Raw genomic sequence first — 17,535 nt, 5'->3', positions numbered from 1 at the left:
AACCGAGCAAAGCTACCACGTCCTGTTCACGCTTATATTGTGTATACTAAGGTTGTTTTTTCCATTTCATTTTATTATTGGTATCGCGTGATGAAATAATGGTTTCATCGCTGCTTTGGATCCCGCCCAATTTAGAGAGTCGGTCATAAAGAACAACATTACAAGTTGCCGCTAAATTCATACAACCAATAGTAGGGATATACACCACTTCGTCGCACCATTTTAAAACATCTTTAGGCACAGAGCCGTCTTCTGGACCAAATACATAAAATGCGTTCTCGGGGTGAGTAAATTCGGGCAAAGGAGTGGCACCTTCAATTAACTCAATTACCACTACTTTTGCATTTTGTGGCTTAACTGATGCTAAATCGTCGGTGGCGGTTAATGGAATGCGTTGCACCACATTTTTCGTATCCGTATGAAATTTTTGTGCATTTAAATAACGGTTGCCGGTAAAAAACACCTGCTTGGCGTCATAACAACCTGCTGCGCGTAATACTCCACCCACATTGGTTGGGCTTTTAGGGTTTATTAAACCAATACTTGCTCGTAACTTACTCACTAGTTGCAATCCTTGGTTGGCCACTCGGCAATATACAAGTCAAAATCATCTAATTTTACATCACAATCTTTTACTGTTTTATCTTTGACTGAAATGTTTAGCTCATGCATTTTAGTTTTATCGCCGTTATTCAGTAACGGATGCCACGTTGCTAAACCTCGCCCTTCATGAAGACGGCGGTAGCTACAGCTTTGGGGCATGAAAAAGATGTCTTTTAGGTTTTCTTTAGTGAGCTTAACGCACGAAGGGACTAAGGTTTGGCGGTTTTCGTATTCACTACAGCCACAGGTATTGTTATCAAGGTATTGACAAACAATGTTGGTAAATATTAGTTGCTCGCCTTCTCTTAGCTGATCGGTAGCAGTAAAGTCATCTTCGTCTTCACTGTCAATAAAGGTGTTTAAACAACACTTTCCACATCCATCACAAATGGCTTCCCATTCTTGTTGGTTCATTTCATTTAGGCTTTTACTAAGCCAAAATTGGGTATTTGCTAATTGTTGATCAAACATGGTGTTCTCGCCCCTTTTAAGAGCGCGCATTCTAACGTATTGCAGCAAAGCGCGCAAAGCCAATCCCTAATATCTGCATGGCTTCGCGCGATTTTATTACTGCTGAGATTTAACCCAACGTTTAATTTTTTCTCCAGAATAGGCATAGGTAATGCACCATCAATCAATATTTGCGTATGAAACGCTTTAATATCAAATTGCTCACCTAATTGCTGGTGGGCGTAATCTCTGAGCTCTTTAATTTTAAACTCGCCCAATTTGTACGATAATGCTTGCCCAGGCCATGCGATATAGCGCTCAACTTCAGCGATAACATCACTTTTTGCCATTGAAGAATTTGCTAGCATGTAATCAATGCCTTGTTGACGTGTCCAACCTTTGGCATGAAAACCTGTATCAAGCACTAATCGCATCGCTCTTAGCTGCTCATCGCTAAGACGCCCGTACCACATATACGGGTCAGTAAATAAGCCCAGTTCTTTGCCTAGGCTTTCTGCGTATAAAGCCCAGCCCTCGGCAAATACCGTGTAGCCGCCAAATTTACGAAAATCAGGTAAGCTTTGCACCTCTTGTTGCAGCGCAATTTGAAAGTGATGCCCCGGAGCGGCTTCATGAATAGACAGCGTTTCGAGTAAGAACTTAGGCTGTGCTTTTAAGTTGTATGTATTGATATAAAATATACCTGGGCGCGAACCATCAGGAGCAGGCCCTGCATACGACGCTCCTGCAGCCGATTGGGCACGATAGGCTTCAACCGCTTTAACAACATAAGGAGCCTTAGGCTCAATATTAAATAACTTTGGTAAGCGAGCGTCTATTTTTACTTTAATTTGTTCATAGGCGGCAATTAACTCATCGGCTGTTTTATAATAAAACTCATCTGAGTCACGTAAGTGGTTAAAAAAGGCTGATAATTCTCCTTCAAATCCTACGGTGTCTTTAACCGTTTTCATCTCACTTAAGATTCTTGCCACTTCACTTAAACCAATCTCATGAATTTCATCCGCTGATAAACTTAATGTAGTATTTTTCTTTATTTGGTAGTCGTACCACGCTTTACCATTGGGTAAATCAGCATAACCAACAGAATCGCGGGCATAAGGAATATAATCGTTAAGTAAGAAATCGCTCATTCGCTGATATGCAGGCACTAATTTATCTAAAATCAATGTTGTATACTGCGATCTTAACTGTTGCTTTTCATCAGCTGCAAAAGAGTCTGGCATGGCTTTAATGGGCGAATAAAAGAGAGAATCTTCTGCGCTTGTAACAACATGCGCTTTAAATTGCGGGAGTAATTTTTTTGCTAATGGCATAGGCAGTACCACATTGTTTTTAACGCCTTGCGCCATTGATTGTTCAACACTTGCAAGCCATTTAACGAAACCTTCGGCACGCTTAATAAATTTTTGGTAGTCGGCAACAGTATTAAAAGGCTGAGCACTTTGTCCTGAACCAAATCCAGCGAAGGTATTATGCGCACCTGACATTTGATTTATCGGTAACAAATAATTTTTATATTGCATCCCCTCAAGCTTGAGGGCTAAATCTCGGGATAACACTTCAAAATTCAGTAGCGCTTGACCGGTCAGTTGTGATTCATCAATCAGCGTTAAGCGTTGTTGATATTTTTTGTAAAATGCGGCTTTTTTATCGCGATTAAGCTTCGATATTTCAGGCAAAAATTGATCATCAAATTCATGGCGGCCATTATAAGTAGCGCTTAATGGATTAAAAGCTAATGATTCATCGTAGTACTGAGCAACGAGCACATCTAATTGCTGCTCGGCTGATAATTCGCTTATTACAGGTGAGACTGACTGATTTGTGTTTAATTGTGAGCTGGTGCTCATACAACCACTTAAGGCAAACATAACGCTACTGGCAACCAGTGCTATTTTAATAACTTTCATAAATTCCCTTGTTAGTTTTTACCCTTCAATTATGCGGTTTTAAATAGCTTAAATAAAGCAATTACGGTCAATGCTATTCGTCGCTACATTATTTACTCAATAGCGCATGGTTGCTACATTCAAGTGAATGAAAATAATTATAATGACTTAAACATGAAAAAACATTTATTGACTCTATCAATCGCATTAATGAGCTTAACCAGTGCAAGTACACTAGCCACAACCTATATATCGGCCAAAGCTTTACTAGATGTTGAAACAGGCGAACTTAAATCTAATCCGTTGATTGCGATAGATAACGGTGTTATTAGCCAAATCCAATTTAATAAAAAGCCCAAGCTTACCAATAATGATGAACTGATAAACCTACCCAAACTCACCCTGTTGCCAGGGTTAATGGACATGCACGTACATTTAACCAGCGATCCAACCGTGTCTCGTAGTGAACGTTTAGGGCAATCTGTTCCGCGAATGGCCATTAAAGCCAGCTATTTTGCTAAGCAAACCTTAGAAGCTGGATTTACTACAGTAAGGAACTTAGGTGCACAAGGCTACAGTGTTATTGCGGTGCGAGACGGTGTTAATGCCGGTGATATTATCGGCCCACGCATTTGGGCTGCAGGGCCTTCTTTGAGCATTACTGGTGGGCACTGCGATAATAATCGCTTACCTCCAGAGATGAAATATACTGCCACCGGCGTTGCTGATGGCCCATGGGCAGTACGTATTAAAGTGCGTGAAAATATAAAATATGGCGCTAATGCAATCAAACTATGCGCTACAGGTGGGGTATTTTCTAAAGGAACAAAAGTCGGCATACAGCAATACGCCTTTGAAGAAATGAAAGCCATTGTTGATGAAGCGCACATGCGTGAATTACCTGTTGCCGCTCACGCACATGGAACTAACGGTATTAAAACGGCAATAAAAGCCGGTGTAGATAGTGTTGAGCACGCTAGCTTTTTAGACGATGAAGCAATTGCGCTTGCAAAAGAGCATGGAACTTGGCTGTCTATGGATATTTATAATACCGAATATACGCTAAGCTTTGGTGAACAAAATGGCGTGGATGAAGAAAATCTAAATAAAGAACGTCTGGTATCAAAAAAACAACGCGATAGTTTTAAACGCGCGGTTGAAGCGGGTGTAAACATGGTATTTGGAACCGACGCAGCTATTTACCCGCATGGTGATAATGCCAAACAGTTTTCCCGTATGGTTGAATTTGGTATGAGTGAATTACAAGCTATTCAAGCCGCGACCATTAATAGTGCTAAATTATTAAAAGCTGATAAACAACTAGGGCAAATTAAAACTGGTTTTGCAGCTGATATTATAGCGGTAAACACTAACCCATTAAAAAACATTTCTACACTAGAGCAGATCCCATTCGTTATGAAAGCGGGTGTGGTTTACAAACAGTAAACCCAAAACGCCTCTATAATGTTGAGCTGCGCTCAACCTTAACATTTTTTTAGCAAATCTAGCTAAGCTGCTTGTTTAACCATCAATATTATATTCAAAAGATCTTTCCGCTAAACCAATTATCTACTGTAATACTCCATTGAAATTTTCAAATATGATTACTTTTAAATCACATTGAATAACAATCAAGCAAACGTACCTATTAAAGTAAAAAAATTGAACTTTTTATTTAATTTTAAAATGATAACCATTATCATTCGCGCAAATTAACAAATGCGAATGGTTATCAGTTTATGAAAAGGTTTCAATACTCTCTCCTCACTCTAGCGTGTTTAAACGCAAATTTAACAATGGCTAACGAGTCACAAGTTAATTCAGATATTGAACGAATTAGCGTTTACGAACAGCAAAACCGAGTGGTGATGAATTCAGGTTTAGCGACTAAATCAGACATGTCACTAATGGAAACCCCAGCACCGGTGGTCATTGTTGATAAAGCACTGATTGAATCACAAGGTATTGATAGCCTTCAGGACGTGATCCGTAATGTGAGTGGCCTAACTCAAGCGGGAAATAACTATGGCATTGGTGACAATTTAGTTATTCGTGGTTTGGGAGCTAATTACACTTATGACGGTATGTATGGCGGAGCAGGCTTAGGCAATACATTTAACCCTACTCGTTCTTTAACCAATGTTGAATCGATTGAAGTGTTAAAGGGTCCTGCAACTGGACTGTATGGTATGGGTAGTGCCGGTGGTGTGATCAACCTGATTGAAAAAAAACCACAGTTTAACGAGCAACATACCCTAGAAATGGATATCGGTCAGTGGGATAGTTATTCGCTTTCACTCGATAGCACCAATGCACTAACTGATGATTTAGCTTATCGGGTAATGGCCAAAACCGCCTCTAGCGATGGCTTTCGTGATTTAAAAGAGCAGCGCGATGAAATTTACTCGTCTTTAAAATATGTGCTTAATGACCAGCAATCTTTTGTATTGTCTGGGGCATATATCAAAGACGCTATCGCAGTGGATTCTATTGGCCACCCTATTCGTATTTTTAACAGTAAATCGGTTAACGGTTTAACTGCAGGAGAAGTATCAGGCGCCGATTTAGTTAATGACCCTACAGCAAGTGGGTTACAATTGAGTGAAGCACAACGAAATGAACTCGCTAACTCTTTGGCAAGCAATGATGGCTTAACACCCTTTAACTTTGGTACCAATGGCATAATATCACCGATGGCAAAGGATAACGAAGGTGAAGAGCTGCGTTTTAAATTAGCGCACAATTACTACATTAGTGATGATTTATTTTTAAATCAACAGCTACAGTACCGTAATTACACTTCTAGCTTTGCCCGCCAAACAGGTGCTTATAATTATGTGTATTGGAACCGACGCGGTGTAATTAACCAAGATCCACGCGCACCGTTAGTTGTTGATAATGTATTACACCCATTTGCGGCCAGACGCCAAGAATATCGCCAAGTAGAAGCAGATGAGAAATCATGGCAATACTTTTTAGATTTACGTTATGACTTTATGCTCGGCAATATAGAAAACGAATTACTGGTTAATGCCAACTACGAAGACCGAGATATTCGTTTTAAACAATACTCCATTTATGATGCCGATAAGGTTATTAAAAACAAAGACGGTGAAGTGATTTATCAAGGTGCACTACCGTATATTTTTGATATACGCCAGCCAAATTGGCCTGCGGATGAATTTGCTGATTATGATCCGCTTAAAACCAGTGATTACAATAAAAAAGTACAAGCATGGGGCGTAGGCCTTCAACATGTTGCTTACATTAACGATAAGATCACTACTCGTATTGGTGTTGCTCATAATCGTATTAAACAAAGTTACGAGCACTTTGGTGTTGACCCTCGTTATAGTCAAAGCCGCGCAAATCCAACGCCAGAAGCAAATACCTCAGACAGTGGTTTAACGTATAACCTAGGTGCTAATTATCAAGTAAACGCTGATATGGCTTTGTTTTTAAATCACTCTAAAGGGCGCACAGCTTACAGTGTTCTTGGCTCTGTTGCCGGTAATGAAGCCGATAGAGACGATTCCGAATCTGTGAGTAACGATTTAGGATTTCGTTTTAAAGCATTTGATGACCAATTACTGGCATCAATTGTGGTATTTGAAAGTGCGCGTACTAATTTAGAATATGCCAACCCTCTTTATGAAGCCGGCGTGTCAGCACCTGACGTAGTAGAGAGCTTTTTTGATGGCGAAGAACAGACAAAAGGTGTAGAGATTGATTTAAATGCCTATTTGAACGATCAATGGAAAGTTAATATCAACGGTGTTTATCAAGACGCCCGCGATAAAACCAACCCAAATCGTGACAGCTATAATACTCGTCAAAAAGGGGTGCCTTATGTAACAGCAAGTTCATGGGTTACTTACTCAGCAGCGCTGTTTGAATTACCGCAAGCAGTTGATTTAAGCGCAGGCTTAACATTTGTTGATAAGCGTAGTACTAACTCAAGTTCATTTGGTATTGATAATGGCTACGTACCGGCTTATACCGTATATGATGCTGCGGTTAGCTATAAAGCAGACAACTGGCATATGCAATTAAACATTAATAACCTGTTTAATAAAAAATACTATTCTAAAGCCATGTTTTTAGGCGGAATGCCAGGTGAAGAACGTAATGCAAAGCTAAGCTTTAGTTACACACTTTAATAGTTTAATAATTTAAAAAAGCACGGTATTTCAATTGAGATACCGTGTTTTTTTTATGTAAAAACTTAGGGTCTGTTGACCTTTGCGGATTAAAATTTGTTCAAACTAGGGGCGATTTAATCACGGCGCGAGGTTTGTAACCTAGTGGGCTAAGTAAAAACCGAGCAACAAAGAGTAAATCGCCCCTAGGCAGAACCCTTCGGGCAGCGCCTGTTTGGCATTGATGCTGCGTTATCGCCTATTTATGGGGAATAACCACACCACATAGGCTCTGCCTTGCCTAAATACCAAACAGACTGCTGCAAATTTAACCTTGAAAGATCAACAGACCCTAATATTAAATCGTAACAACTATACGGCCGTTTATTTCGCCTTTAAGCATGTCATCAAAAATTTCATTAATATCTTCAAGTTTTTTCTCTTCAATGATGGCTTTTACTTTGCCTTGAGCAGCAAATTCAAGACATTCTTGCAGGTCTTTTCGCGTACCTACAATAGAACCAACTACTGAAACACCATTTAATACGGTGTCAAAAATTGGCAATGGCATATCTTCAGGCGGTAAACCAACCAATACACATTTCCCCCACGGCGAACACTTTTATATGCTTGTTCAAACCCTGGTTTTGATACTGCGGTACACACAACAGCATGAGCGCCACCTACTTGCTCAAAAATAGCCTCACTGGGCACCACTTCTTTAAAATCAAGCGTAATATCAGCACCCAACTCTTTAGCTAGCGCCATTTTCTCTTTGCCAGTATCTACCGCAATAACATTAAAGCCCATTGCTTTTGCATATTGCACTGCTAAGTGCCCTAAACCACCCACACCGACAATAGCAACCCATTGACCTGGTTTAGCGCCAGACACTTTTAAAGCTTTATACGTTGTTACGCCCGCACAAAATAAGGGGGCAGCTTCAGCAAAACCTAAACCTTCCGGTATTTTGATGATGTAGTCACCATGAGCTAAACAGTATTCTGCATACCCACCGTCAATAGAGTAACCCGTATTATGTTGCGATAAACACAAGGTTTCGCGTCCATCTAAACAAAACTCACAATGGCCACATGCGCTGTATAACCATGGTACGCCTACTCTATCGCCCACTTCTAAGTGCTTAATATTACTTCCTAGTTTTTCTATTACACCAACACCTTCGTGCCCAGGTACTAATGGCATTTTCGGTTTTACCGGCCAATCGCCATGACATGCGTGTAAATCAGTGTGGCACACACCACAAGCGGCTATTTTTACTAGGACATCGTTAGGACCTACTTCTGGGATAGGCAAATCGGTGATCGCTAACTTGCCTTTATATTCTGTATTTATTGCTGCTTTCATAGTCATTCCATCGTTTATAAAAAATTTTATTATTCAACAAGGTCGTTAAATAACAATGTCATGTTGCATATCCGCAACATACCTCACTATAAATGCTTAGATATTAATCTATATCAATCATTAGTCGTAAAACGTGGCTTTTTATCCCAGCTTAAGTCTTGCCATACCTAACCAGCGTGCTAGCATAGATTTCATTTATTTTTGAAACTTGTAACAATGACATTATCAGAAAAAAACTTTGCCTTTGTAATGCATTGTGGTGAGATGGGCAGCCGCTGGGGATTTAATCGCACCATTGGACAAATGTGTGGTTTATTGATTATTACTAAAGATCCAATGACGGCAAATCAAATCGCTGATGCGCTAAGTATCTCTCGCGGTAACGTGAGTATGGGGATCAAAGAATTACAATCTTGGCAGCTGATCAAAGTAATGCATATCCCAGGAGATAGAAAAGAGTACTATGCCCCTGCAGGCGATATTTGGGATATGGCAAATCGCGTATTCGAAGAGCGCAAAAAACGTGAAGTTGAGCCAACACTGAGCTTACTCCGGGATAACTTACTAGACGAAGCAAGTAACGACGATGAAATCTACGCTCAAAAACAAATGGGCGAAATCCATAACTTACTTGAAACAGTAACTAAATGGTCGTCAGAATTACAACGTTTAACCCCTGAGCAGCTTAATAAGCTAATGAAACTAGGTTCAGGGATTGGCAAAGTCATTGACCTAAAAGATAAAATATTTAAAAAAGAAATTTAGTCGATAGGTCACTCACAAAAAAGCCGCAATTTGCGGCTTTTTAGTTATTTGCTTTATTTAAATTTTTGGATAAGCAATTCTATCTGACAAATAACCCACGCTAGTTGCAAAGTAATATGACCGATTCCAGTGCATAAATACCTTGTAGTTATCGTATGCTAAATACATCCGCCCGTTTGCATCATCAGGCATTACTAATGCAGCATCTACAGCAACATTTGGTAAATCGCTGCCGTCTGCTCGACGAACCCCTAACGCTTGCCAATCAGCGAGTGAGCGCTCTGAATCGTTCCAATATTCAAGCCATTGCTTACGAGTTTTAGTGCCGCGCTTTAAAATATACTGTTGATCAAAATCAGCAGGTAATTGAACTTGGCGACCCCAGGTTAAGTTGTCATTCCAACCCTCTTGCTTTAAGTAATTAGCAATAGAGGCAAACGCATCTTCTTTGGTTGTCCAAATATCTTTGCGGCCATCGTTGTTGTAATCTACAGCATAGGCATTAAATGAGGTTGGCATAAATTGAGTTTGCCCCATTGCACCCGCCCATGAGCCTTTAAATTTATCAAGCGTAATATGACCCGACTTTAATATATCCAGTGCGGCCCATAATTGGCGCTTATATAATGCTTCACGGCGCCCATCAAAAGCCAGTGTTACCAACGATGAAATCACGTTGTGGCCACCTTGAATAGCACCAAAATTACTCTCTAAGCCCCAAATAGCCACAATAAAGCGTGCTTGAACGCCAAAGTCTTTTGCGACCTTCTCAAGAATGTCTTGGTTTTCTTTGTACAACTTGCGCGCGCGATCAATTTTCCATTGAGGCACTCGTTTTGGTAAATATGTTTCCAGTGTTTCTTTTACTTCAGGTTGATTTTTATCTGCTGAAATCACTTTTTCTTTGTAAGATGCAGTGGCAAATGCTTGCTCAATTAACTGAGTATCGTAACCTTTCGCTATTGCCTCTTGCTTTAAATTAGTAAGGTATTGTTGAAACTCAGCTTGGGTTTTTGCCATCACCGATGAGCTTAAACAGATACCACACAATACAACTGCTAATTTTTTAATCACTATCTGCTCCATTTTGTTTTCTTAATTGACTTAGCAAGTTTTCCTCTGGGGGCGGAATTTGTAAATAATAGCCTTGGTCGCTGAGCGACTGTTTTAAAGTGTCTAAATCCGCTACGCCTAGTTGAGTTCGCTTAGCTAAATTAATGATCATCACGTACTGAGGTTGACCAAACATGGCCATTAAAGGTTCCGGAACTTTACTAAAATCATCTCTTTTTTCAATAAATAAGAAAGTATCTGCTTTTTTCTTACTTTTATATACCGCAGTTAGCATTATGGCCCTATAAAATCTTGCTTAACAGTGCTACACACTATAACATGGCAATAATAATAAGTTATAAAAATTAGAGTGAAAACTACAATAAACACCTTGTTCAGCCTAGGTTTATATAAAAATTTCACACTAACCAGACAATCCAGTTGAGCATCTATGTCGGACCAAATTTTTGAGCTAAAAGGCAACCTTTTTACCTTATCAGTTTTACATCTTTATAGTACTGATATACCCCTTTTAGCAGAACAACTGTATATAAAAATAGCCCAAGCCCCAAAGTTCTTTGAGGGTGCCCCCATTGTCGTGAATTTAATTGAAGTAAAAAATAATCCTATTGATTTTGTTCACTTAAAGTCACTCATCGAACGCATGAGTTTTAATGCTGTCGGTGTATGTAATGGTTCTGATGAGCAGCACAAACAAGCGAAAGCTGCTGGTTTATCTGTTTTAAACTATTCACAAGACGTTAAGAGTGAAGCTCCAAGAGTAGAGCCAAATACCTCGGTTGTTGAAAAAACCGTGTATTTACCAGCACAAATTATTAATGGTGCAGTTCGCTCAGGGCAACAGGTTTACGCCAAAGACCGTGATTTAGTGGTATTAGGCGCAGTAAGCCATGGTGCAGAAGTAATTGCAGATGGCAATGTACATATATATGGAACCTTACGCGGCCGTGCAATCGCCGGTGCGAAAGGACTAGAAAACGCATACATTTTTTGTAATAAATTAGAAGCAGAACTCGTTTCAATCAATGGAAATTACTGGATCAGTGACTCACTTCAAGGTGAACACTGGGGTAACGCAGTTCAAATACAACAAAAAAATGAATCTTTAGAAATTTCAGCTTTGGTTAAAGGATAAATCTCATGGCAAAAATAATTGTCGTTACCTCGGGTAAAGGGGGTGTTGGTAAAACAACATCAAGCGCAGCAATTGGTACAGGCTTGGCATTGAAAGGCTACAAGACTGTTATCATCGATTTTGATATCGGCCTGCGGAATTTAGACCTTATTATGGGTTGTGAACGTCGCGTAGTGTATGACTTTGTCAATGTGATCAATGGTGAAGCCAACCTTAACCAAGCACTTATAAAGGATAAGCGTGTAGAGAAGTTATTTTTACTTCCTGCATCGCAAACACGCGATAAAGATGCACTCACACGTGATGGCGTTGAACGTGTACTTAATGAGTTAAAAGAAGACTTTGACTACATAGTGTGTGATTCTCCTGCAGGTATAGAAGCCGGTGCTATGATGGCTATGTACTTCGCTGATGAAGCTATTGTAACTACCAACCCGGAAGTATCGTCAGTAAGAGACTCTGATCGTATATTGGGTATTTTACACAGTAAATCTAAGCGTGCCGAAGAAGGTTTAGAAAACATTAAAGAGCATTTGCTAATAACACGCTATAATCCAGATCGTGTATCAAAAGGTGAAATGCTATCTGTTGAAGATATCCAGGACATTCTAGCTATCGACTTACTAGGTGTCATTCCTGAATCTCAAGCAGTACTTAGTGCATCTAACTCAGGACAACCCGTTATTCTTGATAGCGAATCAGACGCAGGTCAAGCCTATGCTGATGCGATCAGTCGTTTATTAGGCGAGACGGTTGAATTTAGATTTTTAGATGTAGAGAAAAAGGGTTTATTCAAACGGATATTTGGAGGTTAATGTGTCTTTACTTGACTACTTCCGCTCAGAAAAGAAAAACAGTGCGTCATTAGCAAAAGAGCGATTGCAGATCATAGTCGCGCACGAACGTTCTCAGCGTGGTACACCTGATTACTTGCCGCAGTTAAAGCAAGATATACTAGATGTCATTCGTAAGTACGTAAATGTAGGCGCCGATGCAGTTCAAGTTCAGTTTGATCAAAATGAAGATGATTTAGCCGTACTCGAGCTCAATGTGACATTACCTGACGAAGAAAAGAAATAATGAAAAAGGGCGCTAAGCGCCCTTTTTCATCTGTTTTTAACTCGTCTTGTAAACTTTATTTAATTATCCCACTCTTTGAGTGTATCTTTAAGATATTCATAGCGCCAAGAATTGAGTAAATCTGGTTTTGATATATTTGCTGTTGATGATGCTGTTTGGAGATCTGCAACTCTCCAAAAACCGAGAAGTATTCTCGTCAGGTAGTATCAATATGGTGTTAAATCTTTTGTGCAATTTAATGTTTTGTAATATAAAAATCACCAGCTCATAAGACTTACTTCAGTTACGAAAAGACTGTGATTTCTCACTAAGTAAACCGTGATTTATAAAGTCATTGCTTTGCAAATAGTTCTTTGATACCGAGAAATAAAATAAACTATTAAATAATTCATATCATTTGAGATATAGCTGTAACGGTATGGTTTAAGATGAGTTATGAGGAATTCTTTTAGCAAACAATTTGGCGAAGAGACTAATGACAATAGTCGCTAAAAATCAAAATTATATGGTCTAATCAAATTAGTTGCTCTAGCTATTCAATGGTTATAACACAGTAATTTTCTTTTGTCTCAATTATGAGCCTTAAAATATCCTAAGTAGGTAAAAACCAGACCTCCTGAATATCCATCTGAAAAATACTAGTTACCGTATCTAACTAGCATTATTCTTAGATTATATTTTTGCACGTATTTTAGATGGAACATCACCAAATAAGCGCTTAAATTGTTTACTAAAATAACTTGGCTCTGAGAAACCACATTGATACGCTATTTGTGAAATCGGTAATCGCGTTTCAATAAGCAACTTACGTGCATTTTCTAAACGTATTTCGTTAATAAATTGGTTCGGCGTTTTCGCTAAATGTTTTTTGAACCGCCTTTCTAACGCACTCACAGATAAATGAGCAAGATCCGCTAAGTGTTCTATGTTGATAGGCCGTGAATAATGTTCGCGAATATAATCTACCGGCCCTTCTATTGCCCTCACATGGGACAAGGCTTTAGAGGTTTTTTGAAGGTGGCGTGTAACACCATAAGTTCCGACAATTTCTTGATCCAAATAAATTGCTTTTTTAGATGTGGAAAACCAAGCTAGTTCTCCATTTGATGTGTGGTTTAATTCAAGCCTGTCGGTGACAGTTCCCCCCAACATCACTCGCTTGTCATCGTTTACATATTGGAACGCGAGGTGTTTTGGTGAAAAATCGTAATCAGTTTTGAACGCTATTTGATCAAACGTTTTATAACCCTGATGTTCAATAAAATGTTGATTGGCAAAAAGAACCCGGCTTTCAGTGTCTTTTACCCAAAATAAAATATCAGGCAACAAATCAAATGCCGAGATTAGTTGATTGACCCCTGCTCTATCAATAATCTGTTGAATATCCAATGCTTTGGACCTCGATAATTAACTTTATACTAAATATATAAAACGCCGATTTTGTTTCATTGTCAACCGAATTTTTATTACCCCTAATGATCACCAATCTCTATTATAAATAACATGATGTTAACTAAGTTCAATAGATTACTACTGAGGTGATATTTTTGATGAATAATCCCAAAATCAGAATGGGAATGGTGGGTGGCGCTGAAGGCGCATTTATTGGTGCCATTCATCGTATTGCAGCTAGGCTCGATGGATTAATTGACCTTGTAGCAGGTTCTTTTAGCTCTAATCCTGCTCTCACAGAAAAAACAGCATCCATGCTTGGTATTGACTCCAGTAGGAGTTATGACACTTATCAGCAGATGTTTATTGAAGAAGCAAAGTTACCTGTTGATCAGCGTATTGATTTTGTAGTTATTGTTACCCCTAATCACCTACATTTCCCTATCGCTAAATTAGCCATTGAGAGCGGTTTTCACGTTTTATCAGATAAACCTGCAACATTAAACCTACATGAAGCTCTGAGCTTAAAGAAAAGTTTAGATAAGAGTGATTGTTTATACGGCTTAACCCATACCTATACCGGTTACCCAATGATCAAAGAAGCGAAATATCGCATCTCCCAAGGCGAGATAGGAGCTATTCGTAAGGTCATTGTTGAATACTCTCAAGGTTGGCTTTGTGGTACCGAAGACGAACAAGTAAAGCAAGCCCAGTGGCGCTTAGACCCACAGCAAGCTGGAATAAGCTGTTGTATCGCTGATATTGGCGTGCATGCAGCTAATTTAACCGAATATGTTAGCGGCCTTGAGATTAGCTCACTTTGTGCTGATCTGAATCACGTTGTGCCAGGGCGAACACTGGATGATGATGGCACTGTTTTGCTGCGCTTTAATAATGATAGTAAAGGTGTGCTACTCGCGAGCCAAGTCGCACTTGGCGAAGAAAATAATTTATCTCTTCGCATTTACGGTGATAAAGCAAGTTTAGAGTGGAACCAAATGGAGCCAAATAGTTTATGGTTTAAAAATCATAACGCGCCAACAATACTATTACGTGCGGGTGTTGCGCTAAAAAGTGAAGCAGCACAAAACGCGCTTCGTGCACCCACAGGCCACCCAGAAGGTTACCTTGAAGCATTTGCCAATATATACGTCAACTTTGCTAATCAAATAAACGCGAAAAAAGCAGGGAAAAAAGCAACAAATGGTGACTTTGATGTACCAGGTATAAAAGATGCGATTAGAGGCATGGCATTTATTGAAAATGCAGTAGCCGCCTCTAAAGAAGAGACTAAATGGCACACATTTAAAATTGGATAGAGAAAGTATGAAAAAAATAAAAGGCCCAGCAATATTTTTAGCGCAATTTATCAGCGATGAAGCGCCATTTAATAATTTTAAAGATATTTGCCAATGGGCGGCAGAGCTCGGTTATAAAGCAATTCAACTACCAACATCAAATACTGAGATATTCGATTTAGAAAAAGCAGCTCAAAGCCAAGAATACTGCGATGAAGTGACTAGCATTGCTAAACAAGCAGGGCTTACAATCTGCGAGTTATCAACGCATTTACAAGGACAGTTAATTGCAGTGCATTCTGCTTATGATGAAATGTTTGATAATTTTTCCCCTGAAGCGTTACGTGGTAACCCAATAAAGAGAACTGAATGGGCAATTAAACAATTAATGTTTGCTGCCAAAGCAAGTAAAAATTTAGGACTTAAAAACCATGTTACATTTTCGGGTGCGCTACTTTGGCATACCTTCTACCCTTGGCCGCAACGACCACAAGACTTAGTTGAAGAAGGCTTTAACGAGCTTGCTAAACGATGGCTACCGATACTTGATTACTTTGACGAAATGGGAGTAGATGTTTGCTATGAGTTACACCCAGGAGAAGACTTGCACGATGGTATTACATTTGAGCGCTTTTTAGCTGCAACAGGTAATCATCCAAGGGTAAATATTCTATACGATCCAAGTCATCTAGTATTGCAGCAACTTGATTACCTTGCATTTATTGATATTTACCATGAGCGAATAAAAGCTTTTCACGTCAAAGATGCAGAGTTTAATCAAAGCGGCCGCAGTGGTGTCTATGGTGGCTATCAAGATTGGCAAGATCGACCGGGCAGATTTCGCTCACTCGGTGATGGTCAAATAGATTTTAAATCAATATTCAGTAAGTTAACCCAATATGGATTTGATGGCTGGGCTGTTTTGGAATGGGAATGTTGTATTAAAGATTCTGAGCAAGGGGCTAAAGAAGGCGCACCATTTATTGAACAACACATAATTACACCTGCCAGCAAAGCGTTTGATGATTTTAGTGCAATGAATACCAATCCCCAACGTAATAAGCGGATATTGGGTATTAACTAGATAGGACTACACAATGAATAACAATAATAATCAAAGCCTCATTTTTCGCCTATGTTGTATCGCGTTAATAGTCACCTCAATGACATTCGCGATTCGTGCCGGTATTTTAGGCCAACTTGGTAAGCAATTTAGTTTAACGAGCACCCAACTTGGTTGGGTCAATGCAATGGCCTTTTTGGGTTTTCCGATAGCGACTATGCTCGGTGGTATCATCTATAACGCAATCGGGGCTAAGAAATTAGTAGCACTGGCGTTTGCTTGTCATTTACTCGGCTTGTTATTAACAATATCCGCAGATGGTTTTTGGGCCTTACTTATCTCAACTTTTTTAATTGGTTTTGCAAATGGCTCTGTTGAAGCCGGCTGTAATCCGCTTATTGCGCAAATGTATCCAAATAACAAAACAACGATGTTAAACCGATTCCATGTTTGGTTTCCCGGCGGTATCGTTATAGGCGCATTAGCTTCAAGTGCAATGACAGCATCAGGCTTCAACTGGCAATGGCAAGTCGCTTTGATATTAATTCCTACCGCTATTTATGGCGCAATGATGCTTACAGCGCAATTTCCTAAATTTGATGCACAGCAAAACTCCACCAGCAGTAACGTGAGAAACCTCGTTTCACCTTTGTATATATTTTTAATCATTTGTATGACGATAACTGCGGTAACAGAGTTTGGCACTCAGCAATGGATTGAACAGATATTAGGGTCTTCAGGCGCATCCCCAATGGTCATTTTAGCGCTTATTACTGGCCTTATGGCACTGGGTCGTTATTTTGCAGGTCCAATTGTTCATCGCTTTAGTCCATCTGGCCTGCTACTAGGCTCAGCGGTATTTTCAACAATCGGCATTTTTTTAATGAGCCAAGCTCAAGGAAGTGCAATTTATTTTGCCGCAGCGCTATTCGCCATTGGTGTCACGTATTTTTGGCCGACCATGATTGGCTGTGTTGCCGAATATACACCAAAAACTGGCGCATTAGGGATGTCATTAATTGGCGGGGCTGGCATGTTTGCAATGAGTCTGTGGAATCCAATAATAGGTTATTGGATAGATGATGCCAAACAACATGCACAAGTGAGCAATATCTCAGTAGAACAAATTGAAATCGTTGCTGGGCAAGCTGTTTTAGAGAACCTATTAATCTTTCCAATTGTACTGATTGTTGTATTTTTTGGTTTTCACTTGTTTATAACAAAACAAAAAAATTTAAAGAAATACGTTTAATAG

General features: G+C 39.5%; 14 protein-coding genes and 2 pseudogenes. 9 read left to right on the top strand and 7 right to left on the bottom strand.

Features of this window, described 5'->3' with window-relative positions:
• Positions 1-46: 46 nt before the first annotated feature.
• The 3 genes and pseudogenes from AC0L7Q_RS17135 to AC0L7Q_RS17125 all read right to left on the bottom strand — a co-directional run bounded on the left by AC0L7Q_RS17135 (position 47) and on the right by AC0L7Q_RS17125 (position 2,987).
• Positions 47-562: an RNA methyltransferase gene (locus AC0L7Q_RS17135; protein ID WP_413403289.1), complete on the bottom strand. Its 516-nt coding sequence runs from the start codon at positions 560-562 to the stop codon at positions 47-49.
• Entirely contained in the window at positions 562-1,074 is a 513-nt protein-coding gene (locus AC0L7Q_RS17130; protein WP_138606494.1) for a YcgN family cysteine cluster protein, read from the bottom strand. The genes AC0L7Q_RS17135 and AC0L7Q_RS17130 overlap by 1 nt, the downstream gene beginning before the upstream one ends.
• 96 nt (positions 1,075-1,170) lie before the next feature.
• A pseudogene (locus tag AC0L7Q_RS17125) lies at positions 1,171-2,987 on the bottom strand (DUF885 domain-containing protein).
• A 153-nt stretch (positions 2,988-3,140) separates the two neighbouring features.
• Between AC0L7Q_RS17125 and AC0L7Q_RS17120 the strand changes: the two are divergent.
• Together AC0L7Q_RS17120 and AC0L7Q_RS17115 are read left to right on the top strand one after the other, a co-directional pair.
• A complete protein-coding gene (locus AC0L7Q_RS17120; RefSeq protein ID WP_413403285.1) occupies positions 3,141-4,412 on the top strand; it encodes a Xaa-Pro dipeptidase in 1,272 nt (423 codons plus the stop codon).
• 293 nt (positions 4,413-4,705) lie between these two features.
• A complete protein-coding gene (locus AC0L7Q_RS17115) occupies positions 4,706-7,126 on the top strand; it encodes a TonB-dependent receptor (RefSeq protein WP_413403283.1) in 2,421 nt (806 codons plus the stop codon).
• A 337-nt stretch (positions 7,127-7,463) separates the two neighbouring features.
• On the opposite strand, the pseudogene adhP reads toward AC0L7Q_RS17115, so the two are convergent.
• Positions 7,464-8,473, bottom strand: a pseudogene (adhP, locus tag AC0L7Q_RS17110) (alcohol dehydrogenase AdhP).
• Positions 8,474-8,689: 216 nt separating this feature from the next.
• On the opposite strand from adhP, the gene AC0L7Q_RS17105 reads away from it, so the two are divergent.
• Positions 8,690-9,238, top strand: a complete 549-nt coding sequence (locus tag AC0L7Q_RS17105) for a GbsR/MarR family transcriptional regulator (RefSeq protein ID WP_010388849.1) — start codon at positions 8,690-8,692, stop codon at positions 9,236-9,238.
• Positions 9,239-9,295: 57 nt separating this feature from the next.
• Here the strand turns inward: AC0L7Q_RS17105 and AC0L7Q_RS17100 are convergent, their stop codons facing one another.
• A complete protein-coding gene (locus AC0L7Q_RS17100; protein WP_409425957.1) occupies positions 9,296-10,312 on the bottom strand; it encodes a lytic murein transglycosylase in 1,017 nt (338 codons plus the stop codon).
• Positions 10,305-10,586 carry a YcgL domain-containing protein gene (locus AC0L7Q_RS17095; RefSeq protein WP_013463311.1) on the bottom strand — a complete coding sequence of 94 codons (282 nt, stop codon included), beginning with the start codon at positions 10,584-10,586 and terminating at the stop codon, positions 10,305-10,307. The genes AC0L7Q_RS17100 and AC0L7Q_RS17095 overlap by 8 nt, the downstream gene beginning before the upstream one ends.
• Positions 10,587-10,742: 156 nt before the next feature.
• Here AC0L7Q_RS17095 and minC point away from each other — a divergent pair, with 156 nt between their 5' ends.
• Genes minC through minE form a run of 3 tightly spaced genes read left to right on the top strand, consistent with a single transcriptional unit; the run spans position 10,743 to position 12,527 of the window.
• On the top strand, positions 10,743-11,447 hold the full coding sequence (minC, locus tag AC0L7Q_RS17090; RefSeq protein WP_413403280.1) for a septum site-determining protein MinC: 705 nt from the start codon (positions 10,743-10,745) through the stop codon (positions 11,445-11,447).
• 5 nt (positions 11,448-11,452) lie between these two features.
• Positions 11,453-12,262 (top strand): septum site-determining protein MinD, encoded by an 810-nt coding sequence (minD, locus tag AC0L7Q_RS17085; RefSeq protein WP_013463309.1) that lies wholly within the window; start codon positions 11,453-11,455, stop codon positions 12,260-12,262.
• A gap of 1 nt (position 12,263) precedes the next feature.
• Positions 12,264-12,527, top strand: coding sequence for a cell division topological specificity factor MinE (minE, locus tag AC0L7Q_RS17080; protein WP_008111532.1), 264 nt, complete (start codon positions 12,264-12,266; stop codon positions 12,525-12,527).
• A 672-nt stretch (positions 12,528-13,199) separates the two neighbouring features.
• On the opposite strand, the gene AC0L7Q_RS17075 is transcribed toward minE, so the two are convergent.
• The gene (locus tag AC0L7Q_RS17075; RefSeq protein WP_409425953.1) at positions 13,200-13,916 is read right to left on the bottom strand and encodes an AraC family transcriptional regulator; all 717 of its coding nucleotides are present in this window, start codon (positions 13,914-13,916) and stop codon (positions 13,200-13,202) included.
• 161 nt (positions 13,917-14,077) lie between these two features.
• Between AC0L7Q_RS17075 and AC0L7Q_RS17070 the strand changes: the two genes are divergently transcribed.
• The 3 genes from AC0L7Q_RS17070 to AC0L7Q_RS17060 are packed head-to-tail and all read left to right on the top strand — an operon-like array spanning position 14,078 to position 17,532.
• Entirely contained in the window at positions 14,078-15,238 is a 1,161-nt protein-coding gene (locus AC0L7Q_RS17070) for a Gfo/Idh/MocA family protein (RefSeq protein WP_409425952.1), read from the top strand.
• Positions 15,239-15,245: 7 nt separating this feature from the next.
• Positions 15,246-16,301 carry a sugar phosphate isomerase/epimerase family protein gene (locus AC0L7Q_RS17065; RefSeq protein ID WP_409425951.1) on the top strand — a complete coding sequence of 352 codons (1,056 nt, stop codon included), beginning with the start codon at positions 15,246-15,248 and terminating at the stop codon, positions 16,299-16,301.
• Between the two features lie 13 nt (positions 16,302-16,314).
• Entirely contained in the window at positions 16,315-17,532 is a 1,218-nt protein-coding gene (locus tag AC0L7Q_RS17060) for an MFS transporter (RefSeq protein WP_409425950.1), read from the top strand.
• Positions 17,533-17,535 lie beyond the last annotated feature (3 nt).

The organism is Pseudoalteromonas sp. KJ63-1, assembly GCF_055808145.1.
The sequence above is the reverse complement of the archived record's forward strand: the minus strand, read 5'-3'. Positions and strand labels throughout refer to the sequence as shown.